This window comes from Agrobacterium sp. RC10-4-1 (genome assembly GCF_014138475.1).
Classification (GTDB): domain Bacteria; phylum Pseudomonadota; class Alphaproteobacteria; order Rhizobiales; family Rhizobiaceae; genus Agrobacterium; species Agrobacterium pusense.
In genome coordinates, this window is record NZ_JACJIT010000002.1 from 695,043 (window position 1) to 717,554 (window position 22,512).

Here is a 22,512-nt window from a genome sequence, read left to right on the forward strand (position 1 = left end):
ATGAAAGGGAATGCGCATGTTTAAGGATTGCGAAAGAAGACGATCGACGACCCAAGCGCTGATCGGCATGAGCGCCATGACGGCGAGAAGAAGACGGGTGCATGAGGCGCCCGACCGTAGAAGAAGATGGCGGCCAGTGACCGGGCCGCCGTAAACGCCAGCAACCAACTGGCGATAACAAAACCAATAATGCCAGAAGGGGAGATGACTATGAGAAAGACCGCAAACAATGACTTCGAAAATTTAGCGCCGGTGGAGCATGAAGCTCTGCCGGCGTTGTCGTGCATGCAGAAAAAAACGAAAAAGGGCGTAGTGAGCCGGCACCACCCGTAACTCCGCCCTTTCTCCGTACTAACACGCCGAGGAGACCTTCGCCGAAAGGCGGGATCAAAGCGCGTATTCCATATCCGCCACCACAGCGGACAGCCAACCTCCTACACAAATTTGTAGGAATTGTCAAGCGGCATCGCGGTCCACCAACCTGCTACGCCGTAACCACCCGCTCCGAAAGGACGATGACATGAACAGCTTCCACGTTTTTCACCTCAAGCTGCGATCCGTTGTAGCGGCTAAGCTGAACAGCGCCATTGCTCATTCCTTCAAATCGCCCGATCCAAGCAAACCCACCCGAATGCGCGAGCACGTCGTCACCAAGGGCGGGCCAGCGGGAAGGGTCGAGCCAAGCTTTCACACCAACGTGGAAGACAGGCTCCATCACCTTCGTGTCGATGACGATCGCGTACCTGCCTTCGGGGATGCGCTTACGGCCATCGTTGATTGGCTCGAATTTGAATTTGCCAGCCTTGCGGTCGGAAATCTTGCCGTAGGTGCGGGCAACCGTAATGGGCGTGATGGAAGGGGAGGTTTCGGCCGCCTCGCGAGCCATCTCCGCAACATCTTCTTCGGACACACCGAGGAAGGCGGCAATTGCCGGGTACTGTCTAGGTCTCGGAATAACACCAGCCTTCCAGGTGCTGAAGGTCTGCTGAGGCACGCCTAGTTCTTCGTAGACAACGCGATCCTTTACGGCTCTCCGCTTCTGTTCTTTCAGTATCGATTGCAGGAGGCGCGACTTAACTTCAGGCATGCATCCACCTTGGTGAAATCTTGACAAATTTGTAAAAATAGTTTAGTTTCATAACCCTGCTGCTTTGTCAACCAAAAGGCGGCCACCACCCAGAGGAGATCAAAATGAACCGCATTGCAATTGCGATAGCGCTTGCTGCGTCTGTAACGCTAACGGCTTGTTCCGACGATGCACAGATTGCCTCGCAGAACCTGTCGAAGGCAGCTGATAATTTCGAAGTCAGCCGCCGCATCATTTTCTACAACGGTATCACCGACACTTATATGCTGACCATCGAAGGCTTGTGCAGCATCTCTGTCGGCGAACGAAAGCTCGACGTGACATGCAAGACTGGGCCCGGACAGTACAAGAAGCACTTTCTCGGTCTCTCCGACAACGTCACGTTTTTCGCCGAGCAGTTGGAGGGTAAGTCGGTTAGCGCGTACCACTACCGCGTCACCTTCAAGCCTCAGTCCATAATTCCCGACGTCAACTTCCGCGGCGACGGCAAGGAACTCACCGCAAATCACTGACCCGCTACCAAGAGGTCACCACCACCCAGAGGAGACGACATGACGCTTATCACCAGCACTATGCTGGCGGATATGCACGCGCGCCGTGAAAACGGTGAGAGCGTCGCAGATATCGCCGCCAGATACAACGTCAAGCCAATGGCAGCATACCAGAGGCTGCGGCGCACATACGGCCTGCACAAGCAGCGCGCAATCATCCCGGCCAACGACAACAATCCCGACCGCATTACGCGCCTGGCGCCCCACAACGGCGGCTGCTCCACGCTTTCCGGCCTCATGCCGGTTTCGCTCCCGCGTGTTCCCACCGCCGCAAATGACAATGCTGACGATTTGGCAGCCGGGCAGGCGGTCAACGACTACGCTTTGCGTAGTGAGCGGGTGGCGGCATGACCTGCGATTGCGAATTCTTCAATTTCGGCGATCCAGTCCGCAACCGGCAAAACCCTCATCTCACTGGCGTCGTGATCGGCGATCGCAACTGGGGCAGCGAGTATCAGGTGCGCCTTGCCGACGGCGACTCGACGATCTGGTGGCATGGCTTCGAGATCGAGCATGATCTGGATGGAGAACCGCCGGCGAAAGAGGATGACGACACCAACGTCGTCAAGGTCGACTTCACACAGCGGCGCGCGATGACCGCCGAGACAACAACGGAAGGAGCAGCGTGATGGGTGAGCAGAGATTTAAGGTTGGTGACTGGGTTCGAGTGAATGACAATCGCGGAGCTCCGATGGACTACAAGGTCGGTGATGTCTGCCAAGTCAGCGCCGTTCGCAAAGACCTCGTTTATTGCGGTGACGCCGCGATGTTTGCCAAGCGCTTCGAAGCCTGGCAGCCGCGCGTCGGCGAGCGGGTGCGCTACACCGGAAAGAGCGCGCTTTACAGTGAGAAGGAGCTTATTGGTGTTGAAGGTGTGGTTGCAGAAACCGGCCCCCGGCTCGTTGTCGTCAATTTTGACAAGGCAATTGTCGACGGTGTCAGGACCGGTGGAGCAAAATACATCGAGAACCTTGAGCCGATCCTCTCCACTACCACGCCGAAACAGCCCACCACCCTCAAGATTGAGGCAGGCAAGTTCTATAGGACGCGCGACGGCCGCAAGGTTGGTCCGGCCTTTATTGTTGGCAGCTGCGCAGTATTCGGCAACGGCAGCAATTATGCCAGCGCGGTATGGGCAGACGATGGTCGCGCATCTCATCGAGAGGACAAGTTGAGCCTGAAAGACAACGACATCATCGCCGAATGGATCGACGAGCCAGTCGTCGCGAAGGCCAAGGCCAGCAACGACAACGCGCAACCGAAGTTCAAGGTAGGTGATCGGGTCAAACTGGCTCGGAGCTTCTATGGCGCTGCGAAGGTGGGGGCGACCGCTACTATTGGCCAGCGAGGGATGTTCGACGGCTTTGTCGACGTCGTCTGGGACAAAAATAGCCTTCATCAAGGTCAGGTGAACGGAGGCTACTCACCAGATTATTTCGAACTGATACCGTCAACTCCATCGGATCACACAACCATCGTCGCCCTAATCGAAAACGGCCAGCCAAAGCCGTCCTCGACGCCGCACGTTCACGCGTCCACCGGCGCGGCCGAGAAGGAAGCCAAGCGCCTCGCGGCAAAATACAAAGGCAAGCAGTTCGGCGTGTTTACGCTGACCACGACGCATGAAGAAGCGGCGCCGGTCTATGACCACAAGTGGCAGAACATGGCTGCGCTGGGCCTCAAGATTGACGCGATCAAAGAGCTGAGGGCTGTTGCTGGCCTCACCTTGAAGGGTGCGAAAGACGCCGTCGAGGCGTGGATCGAATACGAGAACGCAGCCTAACCAGCGCTAGCGGCTGGCGACCAACCAGCCGCACTTCACCACATCATTGAGGAGACCTTTATGAAGGATGCTTTCGCAATCCTCGGCGCGGCACTGATCACGCTTGTGCCGCTCAGCGCTGTTGTCGCCGCGGTCGCCGCTTGGGTGACGCACGTCTATGTCTGTATTCAGGCAAGTGCGTGGATTCTGCTGGCCTTTGGCTGCGTCGTCGCACCTGTCGGCATCATCCACGGCGTAGGTGTTTGGTTGGGAGCGTTCTGATGACGTCCCCTTGGTACACCGAATCCATCACCGCACCTCCGCTCGACCACGTGCCGGTCACGCCTACGCCACGCAAATACGTCCGTCGCGGACTGAAGCGCGGTGCAATCGCCGCCGTTACAGCAGCGGCGGCAATCGCCCTCATCACGCTGTTCCCGTTAGCGATCGTGGCAATCGTCGTGCTTGGCGCCTTCTGGTGGCTCTTTTGCCTCCTGTTCGCACGCTGATCACGCATTGGCAGTGGCTCATTGTCTTTGCAGCCGCCGCCTACATCGCAGCCATCATTTTCATCGCAGCACCACACTGAGGAGGCCTTATGGCTATTTCACTTAGCAGCCTGAAGTCGACGAAGAGAGCCGACCCGCCAGTCATCTTGCTCTACGGCGTCGACGGTATCGGCAAAACCAGCCTTGCCGCCGAATTTCCTGACGCACTATATCTGCCGACGGAAGGCGAGCGCACACCGTCCGATGTCGAGCTTGTCACGCCCGGCACCATTGAAAGCTTCGACGAGCTTCTCGACGTATTCGGTGAACTTCTCACCGATGAACACGATCGAAAAACGGTCATTCTAGACAGTCTCGATGGCCTTGAGCCGCTTGTCTGGGCGGCAACCTGCCGCCGCATCGGGGTGGCCTCTATCGAAGAAGCTGGCTTCGGCAAGGGATACGTTGAGGCCGATGCTGAATGGAATGAGCTGATGGCCGCCGTGTCTGCTCTCGCGCAACGAGGCATCTGCGTCGTGATGCTAGCGCATCCTGAAATCGTCCGTTTCGACAGTCCAGTCACCGACCCATACAGCCGGTATCAGCCGAAGCTGCACAAGCGCGCCAATGCACTTGTCCGCGAGAAGTCTGACATCGTCGCGTTTATGAACTACCGCATCTCTATCAAGGAGAAGGAAGTCGCTCGCCAAACCAAAGTCGCGCACGCTGAGGGCGGCAAGGAGCGTCAAGTGCATTTGTCGGAAGGCGCTGGCTTCAACGCGAAGAATCGCTACAGCATGCCGGATGCCGTGCCTTACCGAAAAGGGCAGGGCTATGCCGAACTGGCGAAGCACTTCCCGGCGCCGACGGGAGTGGCCACGTGACCATGTTCCGAGGCGAATCGTGGTTCGCGTGGCATCCGGTAAAAGCCCGCACCCGCTCCGGCCAACTCATTTGGGTTTGGCTTACTCATGTCTGGCGCGATCAGGCATCGACGCAATTCGGTAGGGGACCTTTCCGCTACTACCTCCGCTAACCACCAAATCACACCACAAGGAGACTACGCATGGCCAAGATTGGCGTCAGAGTTGAAGCGACCGAAGAGAACACCCAGCAGCGCGATTTCACCAACCTGCCGAATGGCGACTACCAGCTTGAGATCAGCGCGTCCGAGATCAAGGAAAAGAACAAGGATACCCGCGACCACGCCATCAATCTGAGCGTGACAATAGACGTCCTTGCTCCCGAGGAACTCAAAGGCCGCAAGGTCTTCAACAACTACAATCTGCAGCATCCAAATCCTCAGACGCAGGAGATCGGCCAGCGCCAATTTGCCTGCCTACTGCGCTCACTCGGCCTCAACGAGGCTCCTGAAGATTCTGATGAATTGCATTTCATCTCGTTCTTTGCCCGCATCGGAATGGGCAAGGACAGCAAGGAGAAAAATGCCGACGGTACCCCGAAGTACGCGGCGCGCAACGAGTTGAAGAAGTACTATTACCCTGATGAGGGCAACCTGCCTGAGCCGAAGGTCGATGCTGCGCCAGCCGCAGCCAACGACAATCGCCGCACCGCAGCCAGCAACGACAACAAGCCTGCCGCTGCGGCCGCTGGCACGACGCGCCGGCCCTGGGGCAGCAAGTAACCCACACCAACGCGGGCTGCCTCACCAGCGGCCCGCTACTCCACCACATTTGAGGAGACACCCATGCACCTTGTCGTCCACAAGGAAGACCTGACGCGTGCGCTTGCGGCCACAACGAAGGTCGTCGAGGCAAGATCCACCATTCCCATCCTGTCGAGCGTGCAAGTTGCGGCCGCAGGTGAGGGCCTTGCGATCACCGCAACTGACCTCGATATTGTCGCCACCGCAGGCGTACCTGCTGAGGTCAGCAAGCCAGGCAACATCTGCGTCAGCGCGAAGCTGCTCAACGACATCGCACGCAAGGCAACCGGCGACATCACCATGACGCTGGATGGTGACAAGCTTCTGGTGAAGTCCGGACGGTCGCGCTTTTCTCTTGCTACGCTGTCAGCAGATGACTTCCCAACGCTCGGCAACGAAAAGTTCGACGCTGAATTCGAGATCGATTTGGCCGCGCTGTTCGCGCCGGTTTCGTTTGCGATCTCGACAGAGGAAACACGCTATTATCTGAACGGCGTGTTCTTCAGGGGCGGCAAGTCAGAAGCGGTCGCCACCGATGGCCACCGTCTCGGGCGTCACATCGGCCCGGATCTGCCAGCCTTCGAGGGCATTATCGTCCCGCGCAAGACAGTCGGCTTGCTTCCGAAGGGCAAGGTGCAGGTCGCAGTCAGCCAGCAGAAAATCCGCATTGTGTCGGACGACGTGCGCATTACGTCAAAGCTGATCGACGGCACATTCCCCGACTACGAGCGTGTCATTCCGAAGAGCAACAAACGCGTCGTTACCGTCGACCGGGACGCGCTCATGAAGGCGTCGGATCGCGTGTCGACCGTGTCGTCTGAGCGTGGCCGTGCCGTAAAGTTCAGCATTGCGCCAGGTAGCATCGCGCTTGCTGTTGCGGCCGGCGAGGCATCAGCAAATGACGAAGTCGAAGCGGAGTACAGCGGCGAGCCGATGGATATCGGTTTCAACGCCGCCTACGTCCGCGACGTTCTGAGCGTATTGCCATCGGGTCCTGTCAAGCTGGCTTTGCAGGATGGTGGCACACCGGGGCTGATCACGTCCGACGGCTTCGAGGGGCTGACGCTCGTTTGCATGCCGATGAGGGTGTAGACGATGGCCGCCATTATATTTTTCGCGTCTGGAGTGGGGTCATAATGGCTCCATTACCACGCGCCGAATCCAGCACGGTAAGAGCGATCTACGCTGCCTACGAAGCCGCAGCCTCGTCATGGGATAGCCTCGGCATATCCGTTGGCGAGGCTAATAATCCATGTGATCGCGCCCTTTGGTACGCGTTCCGCTGGGCTTCACCGCTGGAAAAGCACCACGGCCGCCAGCTGCGTCTGTTCGAAACTGGCAACATTGAGGAAGACCGGCTTGTCGCCGACCTCGAGCGTATCGGCGTCGATGTCTACGGCCAGCAAGCCAAGATCAGGCTGGTGCAGGGCCACGTCCGAGGCAAGTGCGACGGCAAAGCCATGGGCGTCGTTGAGGCGCCGAAGACTGAGCATCTGCTCGAATTCAAATCGAGCAACGCCAAGAGCATGAAGGAGATCGTTAAGAAGGGCTGCAAGGAAGCCAAGCCGCTTCACTACGGCCAGTGCCAGCTTGGGATGCATGCCTTCGGTCTGTCACGCTGCCTCTACCTGGTCAGCTGCAAAGATGACGATACGCTCTATGCCGAGCGCATCGAATACGATCCTGAGTTCTGTCTGCGCCTTCTGGCGCGGTTAGAGCACATCATCAATTCGCCTGAGCCACCGTCTCGCATCAACGAGGCCGCAGACTGGTTCGAATGCACTTTCTGCAAGCACAAGCCTGTCTGCAAGGAGAGCGCTTGGCCTCGCGTCACATGCAGGTCGTGCATCCACTCGTCACCAGAGATGGGCGGCGACGGGCACTGGTCCTGCGCGCGATGGGCAAAGCCGATCTCGTTCGACGAGCAGAAGGAAGGCTGCCCGACGCATCTGACGATCCCGGCGCTCGTGCCCGGCGAACAAACGGATTGCGACGAGGAAGCCGAGACGATCACGTATGTGCTGCGAGACGGCACGACATGGATTGATGGCGCCACCAACGCCTGACGACACCACATGAGGAGACCACCATGCCGCTTGTAGCACGCACGCCGCTTGTCGCTGCCAACGACAACAACCCGCGCAGTCCCGAGTTCGACCGCAAGCTGCTGGCTTACGAGCCGGCTTTGCGAAGACTGGCACGAAAGATCACCAAGAACGACGACGCGGCAGACGAGCTGTTTCAGTCGGCGATGGTCGTCATGTTGCGCCGTCATCGCGAATGCCGCATCGAGACCTTCTGGACGTGGGCGGTCCTCTGCGTTCGGGGGACCGCGCAGGAGTTCGTTCGCACCAATTCCACCAAGTCGCGCTCTGCAGAAATCTGCAGTCTCTCGGCATTCGAAGAATTGCCGGGTTCCACTGATCCGCATCAGGAGGAGGGCACCGACTTGTCGCGCGTTGTCTCCCTGCTGGAAGGCCGCAATGGCACTATGCTGATGCGCAGGGCGATGGGTGAGACGCTGGAAGCCATTGGCAACGACCATGGCCTCACAAAGGAGCGCGTGCGCCAGATCGTCATCAATGAGCGGGCGAGGGTGCTTGGGCTGCTGCGGGAGGTGGCTTGAATGCGCGTGGTGGTTACAGGCGGGCGCGATTATTGCGAGACCGAGCGCACCTTTGCCGCTCTTGATGCGGTGCATGAGCGGACGCCTATCACAGTCCTTATCGAGGGCGAGGCTCGCGGCCTTGATGTCAGAGCCAAGGCGTGGGCGGTACGTCGCGGAGTGCCTTACGAAGCATATCCAGCCGACTGGGAAACTCTCGGCAAGGCTGCTGGCGGAATCAGGAACCAGCAGATGATCGACCAAGGAAAGCCTGACTATGGCGTCGTCTTCCCAGGTGGACGCGGCACAGCAGATATGCGCGGCCGGTTGATAGCGGTCGGCATCCCGTTCGAAGAGGTGAAGTAATGCTTTCCTTACGCCACTACCAGGAAGAAGCAGAAAACGCCGTTTTCGACTATTGGTCAACGACTGCTGGCAATCCGCTCGTTGATCTTGCGACCGGCTGCGGCAAGTCGCTGCTCATGGCTTCGCTCATCAAGAGGCTGGTCGAAGGCTGGCCGGACATGCGCATCCTTGTCGCTACCCACGTCGCTGAACTGATCGAGCAAAATTACCTTGAACTGCTCGGCATTTGGCCGTTTGCGCCGGCGGGGATTTTCTCTGCTGGCCTTGGTCGTCGTGACGCGCGTAGCCAGATCATCTTCGCAGGCATCCAGACCGTGCACAGCAAAGCTTCGCTCATCGGGCATATCGACGTGCTGATGGTGGACGAGTGCCATTTGATCCCTGCCAACAGCAACACCATGTACGGCCGCTTTATCGCGGCCCTGCGCGCCATCAATCCAGACATGAAGATCCTGGGGCTCACCGCCACGCCTTACCGGCTGGACACAGGCCGGCTGGATGAGGGCGACGATCGGCTGTTCGACCAGATCGTCTACACCTACGGAATCGCCGACGGTGTTGCTGACGGATATCTTGCGCCGCTTTCGTCCAAGGCTACTGCCACGACGTTCGACATGAAGGGCGTCGGCAGGCAGGGCGGCGATTACAAGCAGTCAGCGTTGCAGGCTGCCGTGGACAAGATGGACGTCACTCGCTCCGCCGTAGATGAGATCGTTGCCAAAGGCGCCGACCGCAAGTCGTGGCTTTGCTTCTGCTCGGGTGTCGAGCACGCCGAGCACGTGCGGGACGAGATCCGTTCGCGTGGCATCTCCTGCGAAATGATTAGCGGCGAAACGCCGAAGGACGAGCGCCGGCGCATCATCGAGGACTTCAAGTCTTACAAGATCCGTGCGCTCACCAACAACTCGGTGCTGACGACCGGCTTTAACCACAAGGGCGTTGATCTGATCGCAGCCCTTCGCCCGACGTTGTCGGTGTCGCTTTACGTGCAGATGATGGGCCGCGGCACCCGCGTGATATACGCGCCAGGCATGCCGCTGGACACGCCTCAGGAGCGCATTGCTGCGATCAAGGCCGGTCCGAAACCGTCGTGCCTCGTGCTGGATTTCGCCGGGCTCGTTGACAAGCATGGACCGGTCGACATGGTGCAGCCAAAGACGCCCAACAAGGGCGACGGAGAGGCGCCTGTGAAGGTGTGCCCGTTCGACGTCGAGGATAAGAACGGACGTTTTGGCTGTGGCGAGAAGGTGCACGCCTCCGCACGTTCGTGCTCTTGCTGTGGATATGAGTTCGACATCGATGACAGCCCGAAGATTACTGCGACGGCGGCCGACACGCCAATCATGTCAACGGCTGAGCCAGAACCCCGCACCGTCACGTCGCGCAGCTTCTACTACCACGAAGGGAAGGGCGACAAGCCGCCGTCGGTGAAGGTCAGCTACATGGTTGGCATGACGGCGATCAACGAGTGGGTTTGTCCGCAACATAGCGGATTCCCGAAGTCGAAGGCCGACCGATACTGGCGCGCGCACGGCGGCAAGATGCCGTTTCCAAAGACGGTGCTGGAATGGATCGAGCGTCAGTCCGAACTGGCCGACACGGTCGAGATCACGGTGAAGCCACGCCAGAAGTATTGGGACGTCGTGGGGCACGTGGTTGGTGCGGCAAATGATAACAGGGTGTCGCCGGCTAATGACAATGTGCCGGAAGACGAGGATTGGCGGGTGCTGATGGACGATGACGTGCCTTTTTGACTGCGGCGCAAGTCTTGACAAATTTGTAAAAACGGTTTAGCTTCAAATTCTACGCCACACCAATGGCGTCACCACATTGAGGAGATAAGAATGAGCAGAAGAAACATCTGGTTCATCAGTGATACCCATTTCGGGCACAACAACATTATTGGATATTGCCGCCTGCACTTTTCGTCAGTGGATGAAATGGAAAGCGCGATCATCGAGAACTGGAACAATGCAGTGAGGCCTGATGATCTTGTTTATCATCTTGGCGACTTCGCTTGGAAAACTGCCGACGCGAAACGCGTTCGCCCACTGCTGAATGGTGCAATTCGTCTCATCGTGGGTAATCACGATGACATACCATCGCTTGCTGCAGCGGGTCTGTTCCAACGCATCTATCTATGGAAGCAATTCCGCGACCTCGGCTTTACCGCTTCCCATATTCCCATGCGCCTCGATCAGCTTCGCCATGGCGCGAAAAACCTGCACGGCCATGTGCACGGCGATCTCACCGGGCTAGAACCATTCCATCGCGATGTTTCGGTTGAGAGCATCGGCTACAAGCCGGTGCATATGGACGAGATCGTTGCATGGGCAGGAGCCACAGCATGACCAAACCAGCCAACGACAACTATTTGGCCGCCGACGTCGCCAACCTAGAAGCGCTTTTCGCCGATATGCTCGCCGCCTATCCGGAGTTGGAGGCGGATGAAGAACTTCGCGCTGATATGCTGGAAGGCGAAACCAACTTCCACGCTGTCCTGACGCGCCTTGTCAATGGCGAGCGCGATGCCGATAGCCTGGCAAAGGCCGTGGCCGGCCGCATCTCCGACCTGCAAGCGCGGAAGTCTCGCGCCGAGCGCCGCAAGGAGGCCATGCGCAGCTTGATGTTCAAGCTGCTGAAAGCCGCAGGGGTACCGCGCGTGCCGCTCGCCGAGGCAACAATCTCCATCGGCAAGAAAGCTGCATCTGTTGAGATCATCGACGAGGCGCTGCTGCCTGCGGAAGTGGTGCGCATCACCACCGCGCCGGACAAGAAGGCCACCGCCGACCTTCTCAAGGCGGGCACAGACGTGCCGGGAGCAAAGATAGGTGAGGCGGGTGAGCAGCTGTCGGTCCGCGTCGCATGACGAGCAAGAGACACGAGGAAATAAAAGACGAGGGCGTTTGCCCTCGCTGTGATGAGCATGAGCTTTACCGCGAAAGCGCGGACGTTGGAGTTGGTATTATCTATGGTCCGTGGGGATGCCCATGCTGTGGGTGGTCGGAGTCAGAGCAGTACGACTTGGAATTCGGAGGAGGCCTGCAAGAAAACGGGTCCTACCTTGATCCATATGGCGGCCTCACACCCGCAGAAAATCCCATCGCAAAGATGCTCGCTGCGGAGGCAAAAACCGCATGACCAAAACCATCATGATCGCCCACGGTAGTGCAGCTGTTCAGGCTGCGCGCATCATCGCGGCAGTAGCGAAGGAACGCGAAGATAAAGCGCGCGGCTATGAGTTGGCCGCGCAGTGGCATGACAAGCAGGAGAAGGCTTGCCGTGAGATTGCCGGCGATGACCCTCGCATTGATGCATCGATGAGAGCGAAGGCTGCCGTAGCGGCCATTCATCATGGGGCGAGTGCGGCTGGCCTTCGTAATGCGGCGTCAGACATTCGGAGGAAAAGCCTCAATGAGTAGTAGCCATTACATCATCGTGGCCCGCAACGACGAGACCGGTGAAGTCCAACTACCGCTCGAGAACATGACGCTCTACGGCATGGGAAAAGACCCTGAAACAGGCGAGTACGAGGAGGAGAGCTTGGTCCGAACATGCGCCGCAACATATGGGCATGAGTGGACGCTAACACTCTACGGTCCTATCGGCGCATCGTATGGCGGCACCGCCAAAAGCTGACCAATATCTGCATACATTTTTTGGACACCCGCCGCGCCACCAACGCGGCTTCCGCTTCGGCGGGAACACCACAGTCCGAGGAGACAATATGAACCCATTACCAGAGGGGCGCTTTGGCGCCATACTGGCGGACCCGCCTTGGTCTTTCAGAACCTACGCCAACGACAATGTCGCGCCCGCTCGAGGTGCGCAGCCTTATGCCGTGATGTCGCTTGCCGATATTGCGGCGCTGCCCATTTCCGACGTCGCTGCAAAGGACTGCCTGCTCTTCATGTGGACGGTCAGTCACCTCCAGCGTGAAGCTTTTGATGTTGCAGCATCGTGGGGCTTCAAGCCTGTCTCGTTGGCTTTCATCTGGGATAAGGGCCGCATGGGAATGGGCTACTGGACCCGGCAGGAGGTCGAGGTCTGCCATCTTTTCAAGCGCGGCAAGCCGAAGCGGCTGAGCCGCGGAGTGCGGTCGGTCATCCGCGCGCCTCGCCGCGAACATTCCCGCAAGCCTGATGAGCAGTACGGGCGCATCCAATCCTTGGTCGCTGGTCCGTATCTTGAGCTGTTTGCGAGACAGGCGTGGCCAGGTTGGTCTGCCTGGGGCAATCAGGTGGGGAAGTTTGAAGCGGCCAAAGATAACGCGGAGATGCAGGCATGCGCGTGAGCACGGATGCACGAATGCATTATCACCCGGCCGCGACACTAGACCTCTTTTATACCTACCTCTGGCGTGATGCTTCAGGAGTGCCTTTTTATGTCGGCAAGGGTAAAGGAAGGCGCGCTTGGGTCACAACCCAGCGATCGAAGTTGTTCAAGGAAATACACGCGCGGGGCGGATGCACGGTAGAGATAATTGACTACTTCATCCACGAGTCGCAGGCCCATGCTCATGAAATGGCGTTGATTTCGCGCTACGGTAGACTGGACAACGATTCCGGAAGCTTGGTCAATCTAACAGATGGCGGAGAGGGTAACTCTGGATGGGTTGCTAGTGAAGAGACGCGAGCCAAAATATCAAAGGCTGCTATTGGAAGGACTGCCTCTGTCTCCACAAAAGCGCTTATTTCCGCCGCCCACAAAGGACGAAAACTACGGCCAGAGCATGTGGCAAAAATAGCAAGAGCGAACACTGGAAGAAGGCACACAGAAGAGGCGAAAGCAAAAGTTAGCGCTGCCAACCTAGGGAATACATATGCGCTAGGGACTGTTCGTAGCGCAGACACTAGAGCCAAGATATCGGCGTCGAAGAAAGGGCAAGCCTCAAGAACGGGGGCGATCCTGTCTACCGAGACCCGCGCCAAGATAGCCGCGTCACTTCGAGGTCGCAAATTAAGCGAGGACCATCGCGCGAAACTCTCAGCTGTAGGTTCAGGCGTGCCGAAAACATCCGAACATGTCTCAAGCGTGATGATGGCGCTCCATCTGGTTCCTCCTCGGGCTGATAGTTCGTCCGGGTACAAAGGAGTTTCCAGCCAGCGTGGTCGGTGGGCTGCAAGGATTACCGTTAATGGAGTTCGACGGAACGTTGGGCGCTACGGCTCTGCTGAAGATGCCGCTAGAGCTTATGATTCAGCAGCTATCGAAGCATGGGGGCGAGGGAATTGCTATCTGAATTTTCCTGACGATCACGTGGGGGAAAAAGCATGACCAAACTCCCAGGACAGCCAGTTCTGCCAATAACGCCAACAGCCGACGAAAATGACAATCCAACCACCTGCATGTGCTGTGGTCGCATTGCGATCGGCATTGGCCGCGCCATCAAACAGGGTGCGCGCGTCATCGACAACGGATTTCTCTGCAAACAATGCATCGTAGCCGTGGGGGATTTATCCAAGATGGACAGATTGTCAATCTACGAACTCAAGGCACTTGATGCCGGCGTTGATGCTGTTGGTGAATACATTGCCGAGCACGGCGTTACGGAACTCGCACATTTCGATGAGCTCATGCAGCGGATGATGGTGAAGGCGGCGATCACCGGTTTTGCCAAGGGCGTGCGTGAGGCCCTCAAGGAGGCGCCGTTTTGATGGAGGGTAAGATGCAGCACGCAAATGATAATCGTAACGGCCTGCGCTTTCTGTCCGTATGTTCGGGCATTGAGGCCGCGTCGGTCGCTTGGCACCCACTCGGCTGGAGAGCCGTGGCGTTCTCGGAGATCGAGAAATTCCCGTCAGCCGTACTGAAGCACCATTATCCGGATGTGCCCAACCTTGGCGACTTCACCAAGATCGACACCAAGACGCTCGGCCGCGTCGATATTCTCGCTGGCGGCACGCCTTGCCAAGCATTCAGCGTTGCCGGCCTACGCCAATCTCTCGCCGACGCGCGAGGCAACTTGTCACTCGAATTCGTGAGGCTTGCGCATGAGCTTGCAGCTAACAATGGACTTCGGAACGTCGTCTGGGAAAACGTCGTCGGCGTTCTCAGCACCAAAGACAACGCCTTCGGCTGCTTCCTCGCCGGACTTGTGGGAGCAGATTCCCCCATCGAACCACCGAGAAGAGGTAAGTGGGCGCGTCACGGTATGGTCTCTGGACCTAAAGGACGGGCCGCGTGGGCTGTCAAAGATGGGCAATTTTTCGGAGTGGCCCAACGACGCCGCCGTGTGCTCGTTGTCGCAGATTTTGGAAACGGGGCAGATCCCGCAGCGGTTCTTTTTGAGCCCGAAAGCATGTTCAGGGATACTCCGCCGAGCCGAGAAGCGGGGAAAGGTATTACCCACCCAGTTGCACCAAGCCTTGTTAGCAGCGGCCGGGGAATAGAGCGACCTGGGGACCCTCGCGGGCAGGATCCGGTTGTTGCTGTCACTGTCGCCATCCGAGGTCGCGACGGCGGTTCGACAGCAGAACTAGGTGGAGATATTGCTACTGCATTGCGTGCTAGCCAGGGTGGTGGTGACAAACCGCATGTGTTGGCGTTCGATTGCAAGGCGTCAGGCCAAAGCGGCTTTGGTGTCGGTGAAATCGCAGGCACTCAGCGGGCGATGGGACACAAGGACAGCCACACCAATGGAGGAGGGCATCAGGCCGCCATGGTGGGCTCAGCTGTCCGCCGCCTAACGCCCGTCGAGTGCGAGCGTCTACAGGGCTTCCCCGACGGCTACACCGACATCCCATGGCGCGGCAAGCCAACGAGCCCGGACGGCCCACGATACAAGGCGCTCGGCAACAGCTGGGCAGTGCCGAAGTTCGTCTGGCTCGGTCAGCGCATCGCGCGGTTCATGCCAGCCAACGACAATCAGGAGACCCCCATTGCAAACGCCGCTTGAACTAGCGCAACACTACGCCGCCGAAGGATGGCCGGTGTTTCCATGCCGTTCGCACGCCGAGGAGCATGTCGACCAGGCCACCGGCGAGATCATCACGCTCGGCGAAAAGACGCCTTTGACTCCAAATGGCTTTAAGGCAGCAACGCGCTTTCCGCGCATCATCGAGAGATGGTGGTCGGACTGGCCGGATGCTGCCGTTGGTTTGCCGACAGGCGAAAAGACCGGCTTCTTCGCGCTCGACATCGACAACAAGCCGGGCGGTGCAAACGGCTTCGACTGGCTGGCGGAAATGGAAGCAGAGCATGGCCCGCTGCCCGATACGGCGCGCGTGACGAGCCCGAATGGTGGCCTTCATATATACTTCAAGTACGTCGTCGGCACGCGCAACCGTGGCGCTCTTGGTGCTGGCGTGGATATCCGGTCAGAGGGTGGTTACGTGCTGGCCGCTGGAAGCACGATGGCCAACGGCCGGTCCTACAAGTGGGAAACGGACACGCGCGAGATCGCGGACGCACCGGCGTGGCTGCTCGACCTGCTGTTGCCGAAGTCGGCGCCTGCTCACACCCAGTACAGTCTGTCGGCCGCGACCAACAACGCCTATGTGGATGCGGCCGTCGATCGCGAGCTGGCAGACCTTGCCGGCGCGCCTATGGGCACGCGCAACAATGCGCTCAACGACGCCGCGTTCTCGATCGGCACTATCGTAGGCGCCGGCGCGCTCGGCGAGGCCGAGGCACGCGCCATGCTGCAGGACGTAGCTCGCGGCTGGGGCAGGGACTGGTCACGCTGCTGCAAGACGATTGAGAACGGCCTAAAGGCTGGTATCCAGAACCCGCGCAACATTCCGGAGCCTGACTTCCCGGCGCAGGACAACACGCGCCTGGTGGACATCACGCGGATGATCCAGCGGGGGCTTGAGAAAGGCAGGCTGCGTGAGCAGGCGGCTGCGGTGGATGAGAATGTTGTGGTGGAAGCCGCACCGCCGAAAGAGGAGTCACCGATTGGCGACATTGATCCTGCCAACGACAACGCGCCTCCGTCCTCACCAATCACAGCCACTGCATTCAAGTGGATCGATCCCAAGACCCTGCCGCGGCGCGAGTTCGCCTACGGCTCGCACTTCATCCGCAAATATGTGTCCGTCACGGTATCGCCGGGCGGGCTTGGTAAGACGTCGAGCAGCATCGCCGAGGCGCTCGCCATGGTGTCGGGCAGGGCGCTGCTTGGCACGAAGCCCCCGAAGCGTCTGCGCACGTGGATATTCAACGCCGAGGATCCGCGTGACGAAATGGAGCGGCGTATCATGGCCGCGTGCATCCACTACAAGCTGAAGCCTGCTGACCTCGAAGGGCATCTCTTCCTGGACAGCGGCCGCGAGCAGGAGCTTTGCGTCGCCATCGAAGACAAGAAGGCTGGCGTTCGCATCCAGCAGCCGATTGTTGAGGCGGTGGTCGAGCAGATCGAGCGCAACGTCATTGACGTGATGATTGTAGACCCGTTCGTTTCCACGCATGGCGTCAACGAGAACGACAACGGCGCGATCGACAAGGTGGCAAAGCTCTGGGCGCAGATTGCCGACTACACCAACTGCTCGATCGACATCGTGCACCATCTGCGCAAGGTGGCCGACCGAGAAGCCACTGTCGAAGATGCCCGTGGTGCGGTGTCACTGATCGGTGCGGCGCGTTCAGTCCGGGTGCTCAACCGCATGTCCGAAGAGCAGGCAGGAGAGGCTGGCATCGATAAAGCTGACCGCTTCGGCTATTTCTATACCACATACGGGAAGTCCAATCTGACGCCGCTTTCGCACAAGGCAGAGTGGCGGCATCTGGTCTCGACGCCACTCGGAAACGGGACGGGCCTTGCTCAGCCGCAGGACTTTGCGCCTGTCGTAACCGAATGGCAGTGGCCTAGCGCCGAGGATGTCGCGGGCGACCTCACAGAAGACCAGCGCGCGTCCATTCTCGCGGCCGTGAGCGCGTCCGACTACAAGAAGTCACCGAAGGCCAAGAACTGGGTCGGAGGCGCTGTAGCGTACGCTGTGGGGCTGGATTTGGACGATAACGTGGAGCGCAAGCGAGCGGCCAGCCTTGTGACTGCCCTGATGCGTGAGGGCGCGCTTGTCGAGCGGGAGGAACGGGACCCGGTGCGGCGAGAGCTGGCGGTGTTTGTGAGGGCGGCTTAGGCCGCCTCGCAGGCTCATCTGTATGCGGGCCGCTGAGAACGTGCGCATCCTTTTGGAATCCCACGCGTTGTCCTTTCTCAATGTGAGCGAGGAGAGATTTCATGTCCAAGAGAGAGCTAATCGACACCGGCACTGACAAGCGCTACGTACGTCGCGACGAAAAAGGCCAGTTCAAGGAAAGCGTCGATGTCGGCCGGTCGCTGTCCGCTGACAAGCGGCACACGGCGAAGCATGACGCCAAGCCCGGCGAGGGTGATCGAGGCGACCACAAGAAGCACTGAGGGCACGGCTATGCAGAGTGAAATCGGTATCGAGCTAGAGCAACTTGTCGACAGGTTTGTTCAGAAGGGCCACGCGGCCCCAGACATTATCGCTGCCATCCAGGAAGAACTCTACCGGCTGACGACTTCCTATCAAGAGGACCCGGACCCGTCAGACGACCCGAAGCAGCTAGATGAGCCGGCCAACGATTGGCCGGGCGCATGACTGGAACCAATGGCGAAGTCGGGAGTTATGTGGCCAGACAGCTTGCGCACTGACCACGGATGTACTGGCAGAGGCGATAGCTACAGGAAGGCTGGGGCAGCGATGCACCGGCCTTTTTTGTTGTGCACGTCTTTCGCTAGATGTCCTCCGTGATATCCAGTTCAATTTCATCTTGTACCGGCTCGACGGCGGATTCCAATAGATCCAGCAATTCATTTGGCAGCTCATCAATTGGCTTCATCGGAGCTCCTGCGATGAGTTTGTCTACCCACGCCTTATTGTAGGTGTAGTCCTTGTGTGCTGCGTGATATATGCAATAGCTTTTGTCTGTCTTCTCGGGTGCGCTCGCTTCCTTGCTTGGTCTAACTTTGTACTTTTTCCACGCGTTCGTGTGGTCGCTTGTGGTAAATAATCTGCCTGCCTTCTGAACTTCTCTGACGACATCGTGTGGCTTGAATGGGTACATTTCGTCTGCAACGCGATACTTTTGAAGTACATTATGAATGTCTTTGCCTTCTTGCGATTCAGGGCTGACGAACTGGATATGTGCCTTGTTTTTCGACGCGCTATCGAGCGTGTAGACGACCTTGAATTGATACTCGATGTCGTCCAATTCGGCTTCTGTTTTGCCTTCAATCAAACTTGCGTCCAGCGCAGCGATGTTCGGCGGTATGTCATAAGCGTGGATTTGGGAGGCCTGATCAATAGACATTTTTCCGAACTGGAGCGCTACAGATAAATCGTTTTGAAGACTTACCCGTTCTCCATGCCAATCGACGATCGTCTTATCGAAATTCAGGCAGCATGCCTGGAAGATCGCGAGCCAGTTTCCGTCGCTGCGGCCGAACAAACGGTGCTCAACTTCGTCTCTGATCGCTTTTACCGCCCTCAGGTTGCTCCTGATCCCACTTGATAGTGGGCAGTCACCTTTCTCTATCATATAGCTCAGCGCCCATGTCGTGCCGTCCGAATTTGTCGGACTGATGCCCTTCCTCTCGTAGTAGTCGTGCATCAAATAGCACCATGCGACGTTCGAAAGCATGGAAAAGACTTCGGTTTTGAAGCGGTAGGATGCGTTGTTAAATATTGAAACCGCAAGGATCATTGCCTCGCGGGACCTAATCAGCTTCTCGTCGGTGTATGGGTTGAGACCAGTCGCTGGATCGAAGCTGCGCTTCATCTGCTTGTACTTCGCAACCTCATCGGGAGTGGCTGCTTTGACGTTCGGCGCCTTGGCAGAACCAATGCGGCCGTGGTTTACCGTCGGATGCCGACCGTGATTGATCAGGACATGAATGTCTTGGCTTCTCTCACCAGCATCCAGCATGGCCTTTACGAGGCTTTTCTCCTCCGGCGTAAGACCCGCACCTGTACTGCCCTTGGCCATATAATCCCCCATGTGCCGCCAAGCCAATACAACCAAATCACCGCGCACAATTCAACTTCTAATACCGCCCGGATAGAGCATTTTTTATCCGTGCACTATCTGTGCACATCCGTGCGTTCACACCTGCACAGCTCTGCCCGGTTGGTGCACGTTTAGGGGTATATATATTTTTAAATATATACCCTACTCGTGCAACCGTGCAGGGCGGTGTGCTGGCTGCACGGTTCTTGAGGTTTTTTATTCGGGCAACGTGCAGCGGGCAAAGGGGCGGTCCGGATACAACCTGCCTTTTGACTGGAACTCGAATCAGGGTGGTCGCATTTTCGGGTCAAAAGGAGGGCGCAATGCCAGACAACGAAATGCAGCCATACACCGTCGAGCAACTGCAACAGGAATACTCGGTAAGTCTGCCAAAGGCCGTCGAGGTCATGGATCGCTTCGGCGGAGATCGGCGGACGATCAAAAAGCTAATGAAGCGATGTCCGCAGCGCGGCGACGAGCACTAGACCAAAGGGCCGGCATTTAGCCGGTCTTTTCTTTTGGCCAAAAAATATTTCCAAAATCCACTACCCGTTTTCGCTCCTCTCTCGGAAAGTATGTGTGTCGCCACCACGACACCGCACCACGAGGAGACCGCCATGCCCAAAGCCACCAGCCAAACCACCCGCATCAACGGCAAACGTGTCGTCATCCGTACTTCGCCGAAAGGCAAGGTTACCGTTGCAGACGCGCCCATCAAGGAAAGCGAAGGGCAGGCGGCTCAGGTTCGCGCCCTGCGGTCCCTGCCAGAGTTCGGCCGCCAGTTCCTGCTTGCTGGTGACATGAACAGCGCAAAGCGCGGGCCACGTGCCCAGGTGGATGCGATCGCAACCGGCATGACGCCGGGTGAAGCTGACCTGCGGATCTACATCAGAGGTGGCAAGCTGCGGATGATCGAGAACAAGGTCGGCAAGGGCAGGCTATCTCCGGCACAGGTTGAGCGTCATGCATCGCTGGCGCGGCTCGGGCATCCAGTTGAGGTGGTGCGGTTCACATCAACGGCAGAAGCGGCAAGCAAGGCGGTGGCGCTGGTCAAAGGCTGGCTCGCCGATAACGACAATCACCCAACGTAAGCGCAGCAGCAGTAACACCACAGGGGAGACGAGAATGGACGAAGAAGACCAGATTATCGACGCCACTGGCAGGGTAGCCTTCACCGGAGACCAGCCGCATCCATATAGGACTAACACCCGCTTCCGTAAGGTGGATGGGAAGTGGGAGCCGATCGAGGAAACAAAAACAAGAGACGTTCTCAAAACCCCGCCGACTGCACAGGAGAGGGCCGATGGCCGAGAGAGAGCAAAAACCAAGGCGGCAGACGAGGCGAGACAAATGGCGAAGGTTCGGAGGGCGATAGTGAAGCGACAGTCAATTGGCGATCCCTCTTGCATTCAGAGCCGTGGCGAGGATTTCCCGTTGCTTGAGGCGCTTCGCCGTGATGAGCGCGAGGATCTTGTAGCGGTCGTCCTTCGCTATCGTCGGCTTGTGGCGCTCTGTGAGGCCGAGCCGTTGAAGGGTTTGGACTACAGCAAGGCTGACGGCGGCGAAGTAGTAAGGGAAACTAAACGCCTCACACCAGAAGCGGACATTGACCGAGCCGCCGCTTGCGACTGGAAGGAAATCCCGAGTGGCGAAATCAAAATCTCTACGAAGGTCAAGAAGAGCAAAGGATCGCATTCGATACCGCCACGGAGGACTGTGGTCGTAGCCAACGACAACGTGGCTTCAGGTAGCGTGATCAAGACGGAAAGCCTACACGTGAAGATCACCGATGAAATCTTGAACCAACACATCGATGCCAAACCGATACTGGCCGAACTCCGGTCATCCCTTGGCCCGCTGGTCGAACCTTTCGAGGACGCTGTGCTGGGAGGGCAAACGTATACCGAGATCGGCAAGAAGGCCGGTGAGCGGACACAGCCGTCGGTCGCCGGTAGGGCTGTAGTCGGCACCGCGATCGGCTTCATCAGCGTTAAGTGGCAGGAGATTGATAGGCGAGAGGCGCGGCTTGCCGAGCTGGCCCTAAGCCGCTTCCGAAACCGCGCAGCATAGGACCGTATGCCACGCGCATTCAAATCCCCGAGGGGTGAGAGGGTATCGAAAGATACCTTCGCCCCTTTGCGGTTACGACCGCCCCGCCGTCATGCTGCATTCGGTGCAGCCGCTGAACGCAGCGGGTAACTATCACGTGGAGTAGAGCAGTCTGGTAGCTCGTCAGGCTCATAACCTGAAGGCCGTGAGTTCAAATCTCACCTCCGCAACCAATCCCATGCGCGTTCTCCTCCGCTTGCATGGTGATCGTGCGGCTGGTTGAGTGTGACCCTGTTAGCGAAAGCTTGGCAGGTCGTGCACGCTCCCAGCCGCTTTGAGTTTCACAGCCTCGCGTCCGTCCTGCGCAGATGCCACTGAATGACCGCTTGTGTTTCCTGATAGGAGCAAGCGCCATGGGTGGATTGGACAGCCCTTGGGCAAGGCAAACTTTCAAGCCGGCATAGCTCAGTAGGTAGAGCGCCTCCTTTGTAACGAGGATGTCGTGGGTTCAATTCCTGCTGCCGGCACCAATCTCTGTGTGTAGCTCAGTCTGGTCAGAGTACCGCACTTGGACTGCGGGAGCCGCTGGTTCGAATCCAGCCACGCAGACCAATCACTAGGCAACGCCTATGCCCAAGCCATACGGTCGCTCAGCCGAAGCTGCTCAATATCGTCGCCTTTATCGAACGGCCAGATGGCAGCGATTGCGAGAGGCCCAGCTTGCTGCTGAGCCACTGTGCCGCTTCTGCCTGGCTATCGAGGATGTGACCGAGGCAACGACGTGCGACCATGTGCGCCCACATAAGGGTGACGAGGCGCTGTTCTACGATCCTGACAATCTGCAATCGTTGTGCGCTCCATGTCACGACAAGCTGAAGGCTCGCATCGAGCGAGGCCAGCAGGCCGTGGTCATTGGCGTTGATGGATACCCAATAGAGGTGGGCTGATGATGCGAGGCACT

At 58.2% G+C, this 22,512-nt stretch carries 30 protein-coding genes and 3 tRNA genes; 31 read left to right on the forward strand and 2 right to left on the reverse strand.

Annotated features, from left to right (window positions below):
• Window positions 1–484: 484 nt before the first annotated feature.
• The gene (locus FHW77_RS07750; protein WP_210276976.1) at window positions 485–1,087 is read right to left on the reverse strand and encodes a hypothetical protein; all 603 of its coding nucleotides are present in this window, start codon (window positions 1,085–1,087) and stop codon (window positions 485–487) included.
• 104 nt (window positions 1,088–1,191) lie between these two features.
• Between FHW77_RS07750 and FHW77_RS07755 the strand changes: the two genes are divergently transcribed.
• The 24 genes from FHW77_RS07755 (at window position 1,192) to FHW77_RS07870 (ending at window position 18,094) form a co-directional block, all read left to right on the forward strand.
• A complete protein-coding gene (locus FHW77_RS07755) occupies window positions 1,192–1,599 on the forward strand; it encodes a beta-sandwich lipoprotein (protein WP_182590375.1) in 408 nt (135 codons plus the stop codon).
• Window positions 1,600–1,638: 39 nt separating this feature from the next.
• Complete coding sequence (locus FHW77_RS07760) at window positions 1,639–1,989, forward strand: hypothetical protein (protein ID WP_182590376.1); 351 nt, start codon at window positions 1,639–1,641, stop codon at window positions 1,987–1,989.
• Window positions 1,986–2,267, forward strand: a complete 282-nt coding sequence (locus FHW77_RS07765; RefSeq protein WP_182590377.1) for a hypothetical protein — start codon at window positions 1,986–1,988, stop codon at window positions 2,265–2,267. The genes FHW77_RS07760 and FHW77_RS07765 overlap by 4 nt, the downstream gene beginning before the upstream one ends.
• 62 nt (window positions 2,268–2,329) lie before the next feature.
• Entirely contained in the window at window positions 2,330–3,421 is a 1,092-nt protein-coding gene (locus FHW77_RS07770) for a hypothetical protein (RefSeq protein ID WP_182590378.1), read from the forward strand.
• Between the two features lie 60 nt (window positions 3,422–3,481).
• Window positions 3,482–3,682: a hypothetical protein gene (locus FHW77_RS07775; protein ID WP_182590379.1), complete on the forward strand. Its 201-nt coding sequence runs from the start codon at window positions 3,482–3,484 to the stop codon at window positions 3,680–3,682.
• Window positions 3,682–3,909, forward strand: coding sequence for a hypothetical protein (locus FHW77_RS07780; protein WP_111788301.1), 228 nt, complete (start codon window positions 3,682–3,684; stop codon window positions 3,907–3,909). The genes FHW77_RS07775 and FHW77_RS07780 overlap by 1 nt, the downstream gene beginning before the upstream one ends.
• 89 nt (window positions 3,910–3,998) lie before the next feature.
• Window positions 3,999–4,772, forward strand: a complete 774-nt coding sequence (locus FHW77_RS07785) for an ATP-binding protein (RefSeq protein WP_112155994.1) — start codon at window positions 3,999–4,001, stop codon at window positions 4,770–4,772.
• A 182-nt stretch (window positions 4,773–4,954) separates the two neighbouring features.
• Window positions 4,955–5,533 carry a DUF669 domain-containing protein gene (locus FHW77_RS07790; protein WP_025593834.1) on the forward strand — a complete coding sequence of 193 codons (579 nt, stop codon included), beginning with the start codon at window positions 4,955–4,957 and terminating at the stop codon, window positions 5,531–5,533.
• A 63-nt stretch (window positions 5,534–5,596) separates the two neighbouring features.
• Window positions 5,597–6,646 carry a DNA polymerase III subunit beta gene (dnaN, locus tag FHW77_RS07795; protein ID WP_182590380.1) on the forward strand — a complete coding sequence of 350 codons (1,050 nt, stop codon included), beginning with the start codon at window positions 5,597–5,599 and terminating at the stop codon, window positions 6,644–6,646.
• 44 nt (window positions 6,647–6,690) lie between these two features.
• The gene (locus tag FHW77_RS07800) at window positions 6,691–7,620 is read left to right on the forward strand and encodes a PDDEXK family nuclease (RefSeq protein WP_182590381.1); all 930 of its coding nucleotides are present in this window, start codon (window positions 6,691–6,693) and stop codon (window positions 7,618–7,620) included.
• A 23-nt stretch (window positions 7,621–7,643) separates the two neighbouring features.
• The gene (locus FHW77_RS07805; protein WP_182590382.1) at window positions 7,644–8,180 is read left to right on the forward strand and encodes a sigma-70 family RNA polymerase sigma factor; all 537 of its coding nucleotides are present in this window, start codon (window positions 7,644–7,646) and stop codon (window positions 8,178–8,180) included.
• Window positions 8,181–8,525, forward strand: a complete 345-nt coding sequence (locus FHW77_RS07810) for a DUF2493 domain-containing protein (RefSeq protein WP_182590383.1) — start codon at window positions 8,181–8,183, stop codon at window positions 8,523–8,525. It begins immediately after the preceding gene.
• Window positions 8,525–10,279: a DEAD/DEAH box helicase gene (locus FHW77_RS07815; RefSeq protein WP_182590384.1), complete on the forward strand. Its 1,755-nt coding sequence runs from the start codon at window positions 8,525–8,527 to the stop codon at window positions 10,277–10,279. The genes FHW77_RS07810 and FHW77_RS07815 overlap by 1 nt, the downstream gene beginning before the upstream one ends.
• Window positions 10,280–10,369: 90 nt before the next feature.
• Window positions 10,370–10,876 carry a metallophosphoesterase gene (locus FHW77_RS07820; RefSeq protein ID WP_182590385.1) on the forward strand — a complete coding sequence of 169 codons (507 nt, stop codon included), beginning with the start codon at window positions 10,370–10,372 and terminating at the stop codon, window positions 10,874–10,876.
• On the forward strand, window positions 10,873–11,394 hold the full coding sequence (locus FHW77_RS07825; protein ID WP_182590386.1) for a siphovirus Gp157 family protein: 522 nt from the start codon (window positions 10,873–10,875) through the stop codon (window positions 11,392–11,394). The genes FHW77_RS07820 and FHW77_RS07825 overlap by 4 nt, the downstream gene beginning before the upstream one ends.
• 268 nt (window positions 11,395–11,662) lie before the next feature.
• Window positions 11,663–11,947 carry a hypothetical protein gene (locus FHW77_RS07830; RefSeq protein WP_182590387.1) on the forward strand — a complete coding sequence of 95 codons (285 nt, stop codon included), beginning with the start codon at window positions 11,663–11,665 and terminating at the stop codon, window positions 11,945–11,947.
• The gene (locus FHW77_RS07835) at window positions 11,940–12,164 is read left to right on the forward strand and encodes a hypothetical protein (protein ID WP_182590388.1); all 225 of its coding nucleotides are present in this window, start codon (window positions 11,940–11,942) and stop codon (window positions 12,162–12,164) included. The genes FHW77_RS07830 and FHW77_RS07835 overlap by 8 nt, the downstream gene beginning before the upstream one ends.
• Entirely contained in the window at window positions 12,142–12,819 is a 678-nt protein-coding gene (locus FHW77_RS07840) for an MT-A70 family methyltransferase (RefSeq protein WP_286086095.1), read from the forward strand. Before FHW77_RS07835 ends, FHW77_RS07840 begins: the two co-directional genes overlap by 23 nt.
• Window positions 12,810–13,802 (forward strand): NUMOD3 domain-containing DNA-binding protein, encoded by a 993-nt coding sequence (locus tag FHW77_RS07845; RefSeq protein WP_182590389.1) that lies wholly within the window; start codon window positions 12,810–12,812, stop codon window positions 13,800–13,802. Before FHW77_RS07840 ends, FHW77_RS07845 begins: the two co-directional genes overlap by 10 nt.
• On the forward strand, window positions 13,799–14,182 hold the full coding sequence (locus FHW77_RS07850; RefSeq protein WP_182590390.1) for a DUF6511 domain-containing protein: 384 nt from the start codon (window positions 13,799–13,801) through the stop codon (window positions 14,180–14,182). The genes FHW77_RS07845 and FHW77_RS07850 overlap by 4 nt, the downstream gene beginning before the upstream one ends.
• The gene (locus FHW77_RS07855; RefSeq protein WP_286086101.1) at window positions 14,182–15,423 is read left to right on the forward strand and encodes a DNA cytosine methyltransferase; all 1,242 of its coding nucleotides are present in this window, start codon (window positions 14,182–14,184) and stop codon (window positions 15,421–15,423) included. Before FHW77_RS07850 ends, FHW77_RS07855 begins: the two co-directional genes overlap by 1 nt.
• The gene (locus FHW77_RS07860; RefSeq protein WP_182590391.1) at window positions 15,407–17,608 is read left to right on the forward strand and encodes a bifunctional DNA primase/polymerase; all 2,202 of its coding nucleotides are present in this window, start codon (window positions 15,407–15,409) and stop codon (window positions 17,606–17,608) included. The genes FHW77_RS07855 and FHW77_RS07860 overlap by 17 nt, the downstream gene beginning before the upstream one ends.
• A gap of 101 nt (window positions 17,609–17,709) precedes the next feature.
• Entirely contained in the window at window positions 17,710–17,889 is a 180-nt protein-coding gene (locus tag FHW77_RS07865) for a hypothetical protein (RefSeq protein ID WP_182590392.1), read from the forward strand.
• 10 nt (window positions 17,890–17,899) lie between these two features.
• Complete coding sequence (locus FHW77_RS07870; RefSeq protein WP_182590393.1) at window positions 17,900–18,094, forward strand: hypothetical protein; 195 nt, start codon at window positions 17,900–17,902, stop codon at window positions 18,092–18,094.
• Window positions 18,095–18,230: 136 nt separating this feature from the next.
• On the opposite strand, the gene FHW77_RS07875 is transcribed toward FHW77_RS07870, so the two are convergent.
• Window positions 18,231–19,481, reverse strand: a complete 1,251-nt coding sequence (locus FHW77_RS07875) for a DUF3644 domain-containing protein (RefSeq protein WP_286086096.1) — start codon at window positions 19,479–19,481, stop codon at window positions 18,231–18,233.
• A 344-nt stretch (window positions 19,482–19,825) separates the two neighbouring features.
• Between FHW77_RS07875 and FHW77_RS07880 the strand changes: the two genes are divergently transcribed.
• The 7 genes from FHW77_RS07880 to FHW77_RS07910 all read left to right on the forward strand — a co-directional run bounded on the left by FHW77_RS07880 (window position 19,826) and on the right by FHW77_RS07910 (window position 22,498).
• A complete protein-coding gene (locus FHW77_RS07880) occupies window positions 19,826–19,987 on the forward strand; it encodes a hypothetical protein (protein ID WP_182590394.1) in 162 nt (53 codons plus the stop codon).
• Window positions 19,988–20,119: 132 nt separating this feature from the next.
• Window positions 20,120–20,593 carry a VRR-NUC domain-containing protein gene (locus FHW77_RS07885; RefSeq protein WP_182590395.1) on the forward strand — a complete coding sequence of 158 codons (474 nt, stop codon included), beginning with the start codon at window positions 20,120–20,122 and terminating at the stop codon, window positions 20,591–20,593.
• A gap of 34 nt (window positions 20,594–20,627) precedes the next feature.
• Entirely contained in the window at window positions 20,628–21,572 is a 945-nt protein-coding gene (locus tag FHW77_RS07890; RefSeq protein ID WP_182590396.1) for a hypothetical protein, read from the forward strand.
• 135 nt (window positions 21,573–21,707) lie between these two features.
• Window positions 21,708–21,784 (forward strand) — tRNA-Met (locus FHW77_RS07895).
• Window positions 21,785–22,005: 221 nt separating this feature from the next.
• A tRNA-Thr gene (locus FHW77_RS07900) sits at window positions 22,006–22,081 on the forward strand.
• 4 nt (window positions 22,082–22,085) lie between these two features.
• Window positions 22,086–22,163, forward strand: a tRNA-Pro gene (locus tag FHW77_RS07905).
• A gap of 17 nt (window positions 22,164–22,180) precedes the next feature.
• Complete coding sequence (locus FHW77_RS07910; protein WP_182590397.1) at window positions 22,181–22,498, forward strand: HNH endonuclease; 318 nt, start codon at window positions 22,181–22,183, stop codon at window positions 22,496–22,498.
• Window positions 22,499–22,512: the final 14 nt, after the last annotated feature.

Coding starts and splice junctions, on each gene's coding strand:
- FHW77_RS07750 (WP_210276976.1), bottom strand. CDS start 1,087: ATGCCTGAAGTTAAGTCGCGCCTCCTGCAATCGATACTGAAAGAACAG.
- FHW77_RS07755 (WP_182590375.1), top strand. CDS start 1,192: ATGAACCGCATTGCAATTGCGATAGCGCTTGCTGCGTCTGTAACGCTA.
- FHW77_RS07760 (WP_182590376.1), top strand. CDS start 1,639: ATGACGCTTATCACCAGCACTATGCTGGCGGATATGCACGCGCGCCGT.
- FHW77_RS07765 (WP_182590377.1), top strand. CDS start 1,986: ATGACCTGCGATTGCGAATTCTTCAATTTCGGCGATCCAGTCCGCAAC.
- FHW77_RS07770 (WP_182590378.1), top strand. CDS start 2,330: ATGGACTACAAGGTCGGTGATGTCTGCCAAGTCAGCGCCGTTCGCAAA.
- FHW77_RS07775 (WP_182590379.1), top strand. CDS start 3,482: ATGAAGGATGCTTTCGCAATCCTCGGCGCGGCACTGATCACGCTTGTG.
- FHW77_RS07780 (WP_111788301.1), top strand. CDS start 3,682: ATGACGTCCCCTTGGTACACCGAATCCATCACCGCACCTCCGCTCGAC.
- FHW77_RS07785 (WP_112155994.1), top strand. CDS start 3,999: ATGGCTATTTCACTTAGCAGCCTGAAGTCGACGAAGAGAGCCGACCCG.
- FHW77_RS07790 (WP_025593834.1), top strand. CDS start 4,955: ATGGCCAAGATTGGCGTCAGAGTTGAAGCGACCGAAGAGAACACCCAG.
- dnaN (WP_182590380.1), top strand. CDS start 5,597: ATGCACCTTGTCGTCCACAAGGAAGACCTGACGCGTGCGCTTGCGGCC.
- FHW77_RS07800 (WP_182590381.1), top strand. CDS start 6,691: ATGGCTCCATTACCACGCGCCGAATCCAGCACGGTAAGAGCGATCTAC.
- FHW77_RS07805 (WP_182590382.1), top strand. CDS start 7,644: ATGCCGCTTGTAGCACGCACGCCGCTTGTCGCTGCCAACGACAACAAC.
- FHW77_RS07810 (WP_182590383.1), top strand. CDS start 8,181: ATGCGCGTGGTGGTTACAGGCGGGCGCGATTATTGCGAGACCGAGCGC.
- FHW77_RS07815 (WP_182590384.1), top strand. CDS start 8,525: ATGCTTTCCTTACGCCACTACCAGGAAGAAGCAGAAAACGCCGTTTTC.
- FHW77_RS07820 (WP_182590385.1), top strand. CDS start 10,370: ATGAGCAGAAGAAACATCTGGTTCATCAGTGATACCCATTTCGGGCAC.
- FHW77_RS07825 (WP_182590386.1), top strand. CDS start 10,873: ATGACCAAACCAGCCAACGACAACTATTTGGCCGCCGACGTCGCCAAC.
- FHW77_RS07830 (WP_182590387.1), top strand. CDS start 11,663: ATGACCAAAACCATCATGATCGCCCACGGTAGTGCAGCTGTTCAGGCT.
- FHW77_RS07835 (WP_182590388.1), top strand. CDS start 11,940: ATGAGTAGTAGCCATTACATCATCGTGGCCCGCAACGACGAGACCGGT.
- FHW77_RS07840 (WP_286086095.1), top strand. CDS start 12,142: ATGGCGGCACCGCCAAAAGCTGACCAATATCTGCATACATTTTTTGGA.
- FHW77_RS07845 (WP_182590389.1), top strand. CDS start 12,810: ATGCGCGTGAGCACGGATGCACGAATGCATTATCACCCGGCCGCGACA.
- FHW77_RS07850 (WP_182590390.1), top strand. CDS start 13,799: ATGACCAAACTCCCAGGACAGCCAGTTCTGCCAATAACGCCAACAGCC.
- FHW77_RS07855 (WP_286086101.1), top strand. CDS start 14,182: ATGGAGGGTAAGATGCAGCACGCAAATGATAATCGTAACGGCCTGCGC.
- FHW77_RS07865 (WP_182590392.1), top strand. CDS start 17,710: ATGTCCAAGAGAGAGCTAATCGACACCGGCACTGACAAGCGCTACGTA.
- FHW77_RS07870 (WP_182590393.1), top strand. CDS start 17,900: ATGCAGAGTGAAATCGGTATCGAGCTAGAGCAACTTGTCGACAGGTTT.
- FHW77_RS07875 (WP_286086096.1), bottom strand. CDS start 19,481: ATGGCCAAGGGCAGTACAGGTGCGGGTCTTACGCCGGAGGAGAAAAGC.
- FHW77_RS07880 (WP_182590394.1), top strand. CDS start 19,826: ATGCCAGACAACGAAATGCAGCCATACACCGTCGAGCAACTGCAACAG.
- FHW77_RS07885 (WP_182590395.1), top strand. CDS start 20,120: ATGCCCAAAGCCACCAGCCAAACCACCCGCATCAACGGCAAACGTGTC.
- FHW77_RS07890 (WP_182590396.1), top strand. CDS start 20,628: ATGGACGAAGAAGACCAGATTATCGACGCCACTGGCAGGGTAGCCTTC.
- FHW77_RS07910 (WP_182590397.1), top strand. CDS start 22,181: ATGCCCAAGCCATACGGTCGCTCAGCCGAAGCTGCTCAATATCGTCGC.